Source organism: Kitasatospora sp. RG8, assembly GCF_017813315.1.
GTDB lineage: Bacteria > Actinomycetota > Actinomycetes > Streptomycetales > Streptomycetaceae > Kitasatospora.
In genome coordinates, this window is record NZ_JAGIYX010000034.1 from 21183 (window position 1) to 32417 (window position 11235).

Genomic DNA, 11235 nt, shown 5'->3' on the forward strand with positions numbered 1-11235 from the left:
GTGCCGCACGACCTCTCGGCTGCTCTGCCGCTCGTGTCGCCCGACCGTTCGCATCTCTCGGCTGCGCGTACTGCCCGTCCGGTGCGCGTACTGCCCGTCCGCGCACGCCACGACGGACCGGATGAGGCCCGGGGGCGACCGCCCGCCCCCTTACCGGCCCGCCCCGGAAATACCCGCGGCTCTCCGCACTCCTCGCCCGCCGGCACCTCGTCGCGCCCTGCCGGGTCGTGTGGGACCGACCCGCAGTTGACGTGACATCAGCCTTTTGCGCCCCCCCTTGGTTACCGACGGTGACGGTTAATCAGATCATAGTGCCTGGCTGCACTGGGTGACCAGTGTGACAATTCCCATCGACCGTCAGGGCGGCACCGCCGCCCGCACCACGCCGGTTTCAAGCCAGGGCGTGCAGCCGCTCCGTCAGAATCCCGGCGGCCTCCCGCATGAGCCCGGCCGCGATCCGGTCCACGTGCCGGTTGCGCCAGTTCTCCTGCGGGGTCCCCTTCACCCACTGGTTGTACGAGCCGAGCGCCGGACCGGTGTGGACCTGCACGTTCGCCGGATCGCGCTCGGGATCCGTGAACGAGAGCCGGCTGGTGTACCCGTAGTACCAGCGGAAGATCAGCGCCATCCTGCGTTTCGGGCTGCGCTCGGCACGCCCGATCTCGGCCACCCGGCCCGTCCGTTCCAGGTGCTCCCTGGTCTCCCGCCAGACCTCCTCCACGCTCCGCTTGAAGTAGGTCTCCTGGATCTGCCGCCGGGTGCCCTCCGGAATCTCGTCCCAGGAGTCGTAGGACTTGTAGAGCGCGAACAGTTTGTTGGCCCGGGCGGGAAAGAGCACGCCCTTCCGCAACACCTGGACCAGCGCGCCGATCTCGAACATGTCACCGGCCGGGCAGTAGTCGGTGTCCTGGACGTCGATTTCCTGCAACCGGTCCTTCACCGCGTCGGTGATTCCGGCCTCCACCGTGCACTGGTTGACCGAACCCGTCATCACGAAGTCCGCACCCATGGTGAAGGCCGCGGCGACGGCCTGCGGGGTGCCGATCCCGCCCGCCGACCCCAGCCGGATCGCCTCGGTGTACCCGAACTCCCGGGTCAGATCGCGGCGCAGGCCCTGCATCGACGGCAGCAGCACGGTGGGCACGCCGCGGTCGGTGTGGCCCCCCGAGTCCGCCTCGATGCAGAGGTCCTGGGCCACCGGGACCCCCCTCGCCAGCTCGGCCTGCTCGGGGGTGACCCGGCCCTGCGCCAACAGCTGCGCGACGAGGGCCTGCGGCGCGGGCCGCATGAACTCCCGCGCCACCTCGGGGCGGGAGACCTTCGCCACGATCCGGTGACCCCGCACGACAGCGCCGTCGGGGCCCCGGCGCAGCCCGCTCAGGTGGAACAGCACCAGGGCCGGCGTGACCTTGACGAAGGCCGAGGCCTCGACGATGCGCACGCCCTCGGCGAGCAGCCGCTCGACGGCGGCCGTCTCGCGTGCCGGGTCCTGGAGGTCGCAGAGCAGGTTGACGCCGAACGGCTGGTGCGGCGCCAGGTTCCGCCGGATGTGGGCGATGTCGCCCCGCACCCGGTCCGGGCTGAGCCCCGCCGCCCCGAGGAAGCCCATGAAGCCGCCGCGCCCCATGGCGACCACCAGCTCCTTCGAGGCGATGCCCCGGTACATCGACCCCGACAGGTACGCGTAGTCGACGCCGAAGTCCCTGCGGAAGGACTCGCTCCCGAGCCTCCGTGCCACCCTGTCCAATGCAGCCCCCTGCTCGACGGGCCGGGGCCGGCCGCCCCCTTCCGGGAGGCGGCCGCCGGCCCACTGTTCCTGGTGTCCCTACGGGCGCGCCGCCCCGGTCACTTCTTGCTGCGCGGGCTCCGCCGGCGACGACCCACCCAGGTCTTGGCCGCCGCGATCCGCTTCTCCTCCCGGCTGCCGGAGTAGAACAGCTCGCAGAACGAGCGGATGGCGGAGAGCGACTTCGGTTCGCTGAGGATCACGAAGTGGTTCGAGGAGTCCACGTCGGTCCGGTGGAAGTCGGGCAGCTGCTGCTGCCACTCCTCCCAGTAGTTCACCTGGTCCAGCGCCGTGCCGTCCTCCTGGGTGGAGAAGACGGGTTCGAGCTCGCCGTAGAAGAGGCCGCTCTTGTTGCGGAAGTAGAAGCAGGTGACGGACTCCGGCCGGGCGAGCGGACGGACGTCGTACTCCAGGACCCCGTAGGCCTCCTGGACCCGGACGTTCTGCTCCACGAGGGCGCGCAGCGCCTCCGCGGATCCGCCCAGGCCGCGCTGCTGCGCGACGGCGATCAGCCGGTCGAGCAGCTCGTCGTCGCCCTGGCTCCAGTCGACCTCGGCGGCCGCGATGAACGCGTCCGCGAAGTTCTCCGGAGCCGGCCTGACGGCCGCGAACAGCAGGGCGTTGACCTGCTGGAGCACCATGTCCTTACGTGACATGGTCATTTCCTTCACCTTATCACCGTACATCGCGTCGACCATCACGATGGTCTCCACCGTCTCGCCCTGCTCCTGCAGTTGACGGGTCACCTCGTACGCCAGCAGGCCGCCGAGCGAGTAGCCGCCGAGGTCGTACGGGCCCTCGGGCTGGACGGTGCGGATGATGTGCGCGTAGTGCGCGGCCATGGCCGTGATGCCGTTCAGCGGGTCCGCGTCGGACATCCAGCCGCGTGCCTGGATGCCGTGGAAGGGCCGCCCGAAGGCGTCGGCGACCGCGGCGTAGACCTCCAGCCCGCCGAGCCCGCCGTGGAACCAGAAGACCGGCCGGCCCTCGGTGACGGCGTTGAGGCGGATCACCTCTTGGAAGCGCGCCTGCGGCTGCGCGGCCCCGCCGGCCGCGGCGGCGGACGGTACGGCGGAGCCGAAGCGGCGCACCAGGTCCCGGGTCGACCGGCAGTCGGCCAGGGCCTGGAGGTCGGCCGCGGGGTCGACCTCCGTCTGGATGCCCTTCACCAGCTGCATCGCCAGGATCGAGCTGAACCCGAGGTCCTGGAGCGACGCGTCGAGGTCCAACGCGTCCGCCGGCACGCCCAGCAGGTCGGCGACCAGGACGGTGAGCCGCTCCGCGGCGCCGGTCTGCGCCGGGGCGGCCTGACCGTTCCCGGCCGGGGCCGGAACCACCGGCGCGGGCGCGGGAACGGAAGCGGGCGCGGACGGCTCGCCCTGGGGCACCCAGTACCGCTTGCGGTCGAACGGGTAGGTCGGCAGCGTCCGCAGCATCCGCGGCGCCCGGCCCCCGCGCGGGAGGGCCTCCCACGGCACGTTCCCGCCCCGGGCCCAGAACAGGGCCACGTTCTCGGGCCGGTTCTCCGCGAGCAGCTCGCGGACCACCGCGTCCCCGACCCGTCCGCTCAGCAGGGCGCCGAGCTCCGAGTCCTCACGCCGCGCGTCGCCCGTGAAGAGCGGCACCGGGGCCTGGCCGGCGGTGCCGGCGAGGTAGTGGCCGAGGCCCGCGACGAGCTCGCGGGTGCTCCCCGCCACCAGCGCCAGCCGCGCGTCCATGGCCTCGCGCCCGCTCTGCAGCGTGTGGGCGAGGTCGGCGAGGGAGAGCCCGTCCTGCGCGTTCACGAACTCCAGCAGCCGCTCGGCGACGGCCTTCAGCCGGCCCTCGTTGCGCGCGGAGAGGACGACGACCTGCGGCGCCCCGTCGTCCTCGTGCCCGTGCCCGTCGGCGACGGGCTGCTCGGGGACGTACTCCTCGACGACCAGGTGGGCGTTGGACCCGCCGGCCCCGAAGGCGCTGATGGTCGCGCGCCTCGGGTACTCGCGCTCCTGCCCGTCGACGTCCACCACCGGCCGGTGCCAGGGCTGCGCCTCCCGCGGGAGGTAGAACGCCGTCCCGGCCGGCTGGACGCCGGGGTTGAGCCCGCCCTGCCCGACGAACGGGACGAGCCGGCGGTGCTTGAACTGGAGGGCGACCTTGCTCAGCTGGGCGATGCCGGAGGCCGCCTCGGCGTTGCCGAAGGTGGACTTGACCGTGCCCAGGGCGCAGAAGCCCTCGTCCTGCGTGTGCCGCCCGAACACCTTGCGCAGCGCCGCGAACTCGATGGCGTCGCCCAGCTGGGAGCCGTTCGCGGACGCCTCCACGTAGCCGACCGTGCGCGGGTGGACGCCGGCGCGCTCCAGGTTCTCCTCGATCAGCTCCGCCTGCCGGTCGGGGCTGGGCACCATCGGACCGTTGGTCCGGCCCTTGTGGTTGGTGGCGCTGGACCTGATGACGGCGAGGATCTCGTCCCCGTCGCTGACGGCCCGTGACAGCGGCTTCAGCAGGACGGCGCCCACGCCCTCGGCGGGCAGGAAGCCGTCACCGTCCAGGAAGGCCCGGCTGCCCGGATCGCTGCCGGTGAGGCCGGTCAGGCTCAGCCCGAGGAACTTCTTCGGGTGGAGCGTCAGGTTGACGCCGCCCGCGATCATCATGTCGCAGCCGCCGCGGCGGAGTTCCTCGCAGGCCAGGTGGATGGCGACGAGCGAGGAGGAGCACGTCGTGTCGACCGCGAGGCTCGGCCCCTGGAGGTCGAAGAAGTGCGACACCCGGTTGGCGATGGCGCTGTAGGACATCACCGAGGTGACGGACTCGTGGACGATGTCGGACGACAGCAGCTGGTACTGCTGGTACATCGCGCCGACGTAGACCCCGACCCGGCTGCCGTACGCGGTGCGCAGGCGCTCGCGGGTGTAGCCGGTGCCCTCCAGGAGGTTCCAGACGCACTCCAGGAAGAGGCGCGTCTGCGGGTCGGTGATCGCCGCCTCGCGCGGCGAGACGTTGAAGAACAGCGGGTCGAAGTCGGCGACGCCGTCGATGAACCCGCCCCACCTGGTGGGGGTCCGGCCGGGCTTGTTCGGCTCCGGGTCGTAGTAGAGCTCGTGGTCCCAGCGGTCCGCGGGGACCTCGGTGACGAGGTCGCGCCCGGCGACCATGGCCTCCCAGAGCTCGTCGAGGTCGTTCGCCCCGGGGTAGCGGCCGGAGAGGCCGACCACCGCGATGGCGTCCTCCTGCGGCGCGGACCGCCGCTGCGGCGCCTCGCCGGCCGGCTCCCGCCGTACGGGTGCCGCGGTGGCGACCGTGGCGGCGGGAGCGGACGGGACCGTGGCGGCGGGGGCGGGCGGCGCGGCGGGGACGGCGGGCGGCGCGGCGGGCGCGGCCGGCTCCGGCCGCTCGTCGCGGATGCCCAGCACCGACTCCAGCGCGCCCGCGTGGGCGCCGAGGAAGTAGCCGCTCAGGTCGTCGATGGTCTGGTGCTCGAAGAAGAGCGTCTTCGACAGCGAGCCGAATTCGGCCTCCAGCCGGTTGGTGACGGCGAGCGCCAGCACCGAATCGATGCCGAACCGCTCGAACGGCGCCCCGGGGTCGATCCGGTGCGCGGGCACCTGGATCACCTCGGCGAGCGTGTTCCTGAGGTACGTGACCAGCTCGGCGCGGACGGCCTTCCGTCCGGCGCCCGCGGAACCCGCGGCGGGCCCGGCCGGCGCGGGCACGGCGGCCGCGGCCGCGGGCCGGGGCTCCGGCTGCGGGGCCCCGTGCAGCACGGTCCGCCGGATCCTCTCCGTGTCCCCGGCGATCACCAGGACCTGGATCCGCGGCGCGCCGAGCGCGGCGTACAGCGCGGCGAGCCCGGTGGCGGTCGGCATGGGCACCATGCCCAGCCGCTCGCGCATCACCGTCTCGGTGGCGGCGTCGACGCGCATCCCGCCCTCGGCCCAGAGCGGCCAGTCGACGCAGACGGAGGCGCCGGAGCGCAGCCCGCGGGCCACCAGCTCCTGCCGGTGGTGCGTGTAGGCGTCCTGGAAGGCGTTGGCGGCGGCGTAGTCCGCCTGCCCGGTGTTGCCGAACACCCCGGCCGCGCCGGCGCAGACGACCAGGAAGTCCAGCGGGACGTCCTTGCTGGCCTCGTCCAGGTTGACCAGGCCCGCCACCTTCGGCGCGAGCACCTCCCGGCACTCCTCGGCGGTCTTGCGCCGCAGGAGGCCGTCACGCAGGACGCCGGCGCTGTGGACGATGCCGTGCAGGGCGCCGTGCTCCTGGACGATCCCCTCGACCAGCGCCCGCACCTCGGCCGCCCGGGCGACGTCCACGCGCTCGTAGCGGACGTCCGCCCCCTGCGCGCGCCAGCCGTCCAGGACGGCCTGCTGCGCGGGGCGCAGCGCCGAGCGTCCGGCCAGCACGACGGTGATGCCGTGCACCGTGGCCATGTCCTGGGCGAACAGGGTCGCGACCCCGCCGAGGCCGCCGGTGACGAGGTAGACCCCGCCGGTCCGCCAGGGCACCCGGGTCTCGGGCCGGTTGTCGTCCTCGGCCCAGGTCAGCGCCTCGGTGCGGCCGTCGCGGAAGCGCAGGCAGGCCTCGCCGGGGTGGCGGCGCCCGGCGGCGACCCGGCCGGCGAGCTGCGCGGCGGGCTCGTCCGGGTCGACCAGGACGGCCTGGGCCAGCAGCCGCGGGTCCTCGGCCTGGGCCGACTTCAGGAGGCCGAGCAGGCCCTGAACGGTCGCCGGCTCCTCCCGGTCGGGGACGACGAGCTGCACCAGCAGCCGCTCCCGGGCCGGGTCGTCCAGCAGGCGCCGGACGTGGGCGAGGGTCTGCTCGGTGTACTCGGTGAACCGCTCGGCGATCCCAGCGGCGGCGGAGGTCAGGGGCAGCACCCGCACCGCCGGGTCCTGGCCGGCCAGCGCGTCGGCGAGGGCGGGCAGGTCGGGCAGCAGGACGGCGTGCCGGTGCGGCTCGACCGCCGCGGCGCCCGGTGCGGGCTCCCGCCAGGCGGGGACGAAGGCGACCGACTCCACCCCGGCGGCCCGGGTCACGGGCGTCTCGGCGACGGCGCCGACCTCGCCGTCCAGGACGCGGTAGGACATGCCCCTGATCCGGGCGCGCACCCCGCCCTGCTCGTCGCAGAGGTCGATGTCGAGCTTGAAGACCTTGCCGCCCCGCTCGACGCCCGCGCTGTAGCGGATCCAGGCCCACATCGCCTCGGTGCAGGAGCCGAGGACCTCCAGCTCGTCCAGGGCGAACGGCAGCGAGGGCTTCATGCCGGACACGTCGAGGGTGTCCGCCTCGCCGCCCGCCAGCCCCATGCCGAGCGAGGCCTGGAGCGTGGAGTCGAGGAGGCTGGGGTGCAGGACGTAGGCGTCCCGGGTGGCGCGCACCGAGGCGGGCAGCTTCAGCTGCACCAGGACCTGGTCGCGGCCGATGTGCAGCCGTTCGATGCCGCGGTGCCCGTCCCCGTAGCCGAAGCCGATGGCCTCGTACGCCGGGTAGAGGCGGTCGGCGCCGATCTCGGTGCGGCCGCAGGACGCCCGCAGGCCGGGCAGGTCGAGCACGGCCGGGGCGAGGTCCTTGAGGACCACCTGCCCCTGGCTGTGCACCACCGCGGCGCCGGGGGCGTCGCCGGCCGTGCCGGCGATCTCGTAGTCGGCCTCGTCGTGGCCCCTGGGCACCAGCGAGGTGGTGAGGGTGACGGGCTCCGCGCCGGCGGTCACCGGGCGCGCCCAAACGACGTTGCGCAGGGCGAGGCCGCGGCCGTCCCGGGCCGGTCCGCCGAGGGTGAGGGCGGCGGCGGCCCGGGCCATCTCCAGGCAGGCGACGCCGGGCAGGACCTTGTGGCCCTTGACCACGTGGTCGCGGAGGAAGAACTCCTCGCCGGTGAACTCGGACCGGTAGCGCCGGGAGCGGAAGTCCGAGACGTCGGTGTGGAGCAGGGGGTGCGCGGCGGTGTGCGGGCCGGCCGCGGCCGGGAGCGCTGCGGTCTGCGGCGGCGCCTGCGGCACCCAGTACCGCTCGCGGGCGAACGGGTAGGTCGGCAGCGGGACGCGGGTGTACTGCCCGTCGGCGAACAGCGCGGCGTAGTCCAGGCCGTAGCCCTGGACGTAGAGGTCCGCGACGGTGGCGAGCAGTTCGGCGAGGGAGTCGGGGTCGGTGCCCGCCGCCGCCTGCCGGATGCACTCGTTGCCGAAGTTGCGCAGCGCGGCGCGCTCCTGGTTCCCCTGCGCGGGCACCTCGCCGGCGCAGACGCGCGGGCTCTGGCCCTTGGCCGTCCACAGCCGCAGGTTCTGGACCAGCTCGGCCTGGTCGCGCACGACCAGGGCCAGCCGGTGCGGCAGGTGCCTGCGGCCGACGAGCAGGGTGAAGCCGATGTCGCCCGGGTCGAGGCCGGGCTGCTGCTCGCAGTGCGCGAGGAGCCGTTCGGCCTGCTCCTCCAGCTGCTCGGCGGTGCCCGCGGACAGGGTGACGAGGTGCGCGGAGGGCCCGCCGGTGCGGTGGGCCCGGTACGGGGCCTCCTCGATCACCAGGTGGGCGTTGGTCCCGCTGACGCCGAAGGAGCTGACGGCGGCGCGGCGGGTGCCGTCTCCCCCGGCCTCCCAGGGGCGGTCCTCGGTGTTCACGTAGAACGGGCTGTCGGTGAAGTCGATGTGCGCGTTGCCCCGCTCGAAGTTGATCGAGGGCGGGATGCGCCGGTGGCGCAGCGAGAGCAGCACCTTGATGACGCCGGCGACGCCGGCGGCGGTGATGGTGTGGCCGAGGTTGGACTTGATCGAGCCCAGCGCGCAGTAGTCCCGCTGCTGGGTGTAGTGGCGGAAGGCCCGCTTGAGCGCCTGGTACTCGATCGGGTCGCCGAGCTTGGTGCCGGTGCCGTGGGCCTCCATCAGCTGGATGTGCTCGGGGTTGATCCCGAACGCGTCGTAGACCGAACGCTCCAGCCGCTCCTGGGACTTGGCGCTCGGCGCGGTGATCCCGTTCGACGCGCCGTCCTGGTTGATGCCGGAGCCGCTGATGACGCCGTGGATGTGGTCCCCGTCGGCGAGCGCGTCGCTGAGCCGCTTGAGGACGACGACGCCCGCGCCCTCGCCGGGGACGAAGCCGTCGGCGCGGTCGTCGAAGGTGTGGCAGCGGCCGCTCGCGGAGAGCATGCCAGCCTGTCCGGCGATCACCCAGAACTTGGGCGTGGTCTGGATGGCGACACCGCCGGCGATGGCCATCTCGGTCTCGCCGCCCCACAGGCCCTGGCAGGCGAGGTGGATGGCCACCAGCGAGCTGGAGCACGCGGTGTCGACGGAGATCGCCGGGCCCTGGAGGTCCAGGTAGTAGGAGATCCGCGCCGGCATCGCCGAGAGCGCGTTGCCCCACATGGACTGCGGCGGCGCCTCGCCGCCGAACAGCTGCGCGTAGCCGCTCTCCTGGCAGCCGACGTAGACGCCGACCTTGCGGCCCTGGGTGCCGGCGCCCGCGTAGCCGGCGTCCTCCAGCGCCTTCCAGGACTCCTCCAGGAACACCCGCTGCTGGGGGTCCATGTAGGTCGCCTCGACGCCGGAGATGTTGAAGAACGTCGGGTCGAAGCGGTCGATGTCGTCGATGAAGCTGCCGTGTTCGCAGCGCGGCGCGCCCTCAAGGTGGTAGCCCGACATGTCCCAGCGCGAGATCTTCTCGATCAGGTCGTGGCCCTGCGCCAGGTGCTCCCAGAGCTGCTCGACGCCGGGCGAGCCGCCGAACCGGCCGCTCATGCCGACGATGGCGATCGGCTCCTTGTGCAGCGTGCCCACGGGCTCGTGCGGTGCCCGCGCGGGAACCCGGGCCTGCTGGGCCTGCGGCGCGACGGCCGGCTGCGGGGCGGCGGGGTGGGCCGCCGGGAGCGCGGCGGGCTCGGCGGCCGGGGCGCGCAGCGCGGCCGGCAGCGAGGCGGTGGCCTCCGCGCGGTGGGCGCCGGCGATGTAGCGGGCCAGCCGGTTCACCGAGCCGTGGTCGAAGAGGTCGGTGGTGGCCAGGTCGATGCCGATCTTCCGGTTGATCTCCTGGATGAGCTGCACGCCGATGATCGAGTCGATGCCGTAGTCCATGAAGGCGTCGTCCGCGGAGATCTGCGTCCGGTCGACCTTCAGGGAGAGCTTCAGCTGCTCGAAGATGACGTCCTTGACGTGCTGTTCCAGCACCTCGTCCGTGACCGCCGGTGTGCGGGGCCCGGTCCGCGCGGGGCGGTGCGCGGGGGCCTCGGCGCGGGCCGGGGCGTCCTGCGCGCCGGCGGCCCGCGCGGGCTCGGCGCCCCCGTCGGCGACGGCGCCCGCGAGCTCCTGGCGGATCAGCCCGTCGCTGTCGGCCGCGATCACCTGGTGGCCCAGGTCGTGCAGCCGCTGCGCGGGGAACGACACCGCGCCGAAGCCCTCCTCGTCGAGCACCTCCTCCCAGGACTCGGGGGTCAGGCCCGGGCAGCCCGGGATGCGCAGCTCGGTGTCCTCGTACAGCCACCAGCCTTCGAGCAGGCCGAACGTCAGGTGGGTGAAGAGCGAGTGCGAGGAGAGCTCGTTGGCGAGCAGGACGCCGTTCTCCTTCAGCGCGCCCTTGGCGTTGCGCAGCGTCCGGCGGATGTCCTTGGTGGCGTGCAGCACGTTGGTGGCGAGCACGATGTCGTAGGAGCCGGGCTCGACGTCCTGGCCGGCCAGCGGCGCCTCGACGTTGAAGATCCGGTAGTCGAGGTACGGGTACCTGGGCCCGTACTCCTTCTCCGCGTACATCAGGAAGGACTTGGAGAGGTCGGTGTAGCAGTACGTCTCGACGTGGGCGGCGAAGGGTTCGAGCCGCTCGAAGACCTTCACGCTCCCGCCGCCGGTGCCCGCGCCGATCTCCAGCAGGCGGATCCGCGCCGACGGGTCGCAGCGCACGATCTCCCGCACGATGCCGGCCACCGCGTCGGCCATGACGCCGTTGAAGGTGTCGGTGACGGGGTTGTTCTTGTAGATCCCCTCGACCAGCTCCATCGAGGAGTTGGGGAACATGACGTCGGTGGCGAGCACCTCGCCGGTCAGGATCCGCGGCAGGGCGCGCAGCATGGCGTCGAGGAGCACGACCTGCGCGCGCAGGTCGGCGTTGCGCGACCACTGCGCGCTGCGCTCCTCCCACTCCGCCCAGACGTCGCGGCTGCTGACCGCGTGCACCGGGCGGGCCTGCGCGGCGTCGCCGTGCAGGTAGCCGCGGTCGAGGAGCTGGCGGACGGACTCGTCCAGCCAGCGCCGCAGCTCCTCGCCGAGCGGCAGGCGGGGGGCGGCGTCCGAGAACAGGCCCACGCTCTGCAGCTGGCTGAGCAGCAGCCGGCTCAGCAGGTCGTCGTCGACCAGGGTGTCCGCGGTGCCGTCGGCGGCCTCGACGGCCGGGGCCGCCGTGCCGTCCGCGATCTCCCGGCAGAGGCGGGCCAGGGGAACCCGTGTACCACTGCGGGCGGTGGTGATGGCTTCGCGCCGGATGATGTGCTGCAT

Annotated in this window: 2 protein-coding genes; both read right to left on the reverse strand. The window is 73.4% G+C overall.

Annotated features, from left to right (window positions below):
* Positions 1-391: 391 nt before the first annotated feature.
* Positions 392-1738 (reverse strand): PfaD family polyunsaturated fatty acid/polyketide biosynthesis protein, encoded by a 1347-nt coding sequence (locus J5Y04_RS34800; RefSeq protein ID WP_209416542.1) that lies wholly within the window; start codon positions 1736-1738, stop codon positions 392-394.
* 107 nt (positions 1739-1845) lie between these two features.
* The gene (locus J5Y04_RS34805) at positions 1846-11235 is read right to left on the reverse strand and encodes an SDR family NAD(P)-dependent oxidoreductase (RefSeq protein WP_209416543.1); all 9390 of its coding nucleotides are present in this window, start codon (positions 11233-11235) and stop codon (positions 1846-1848) included.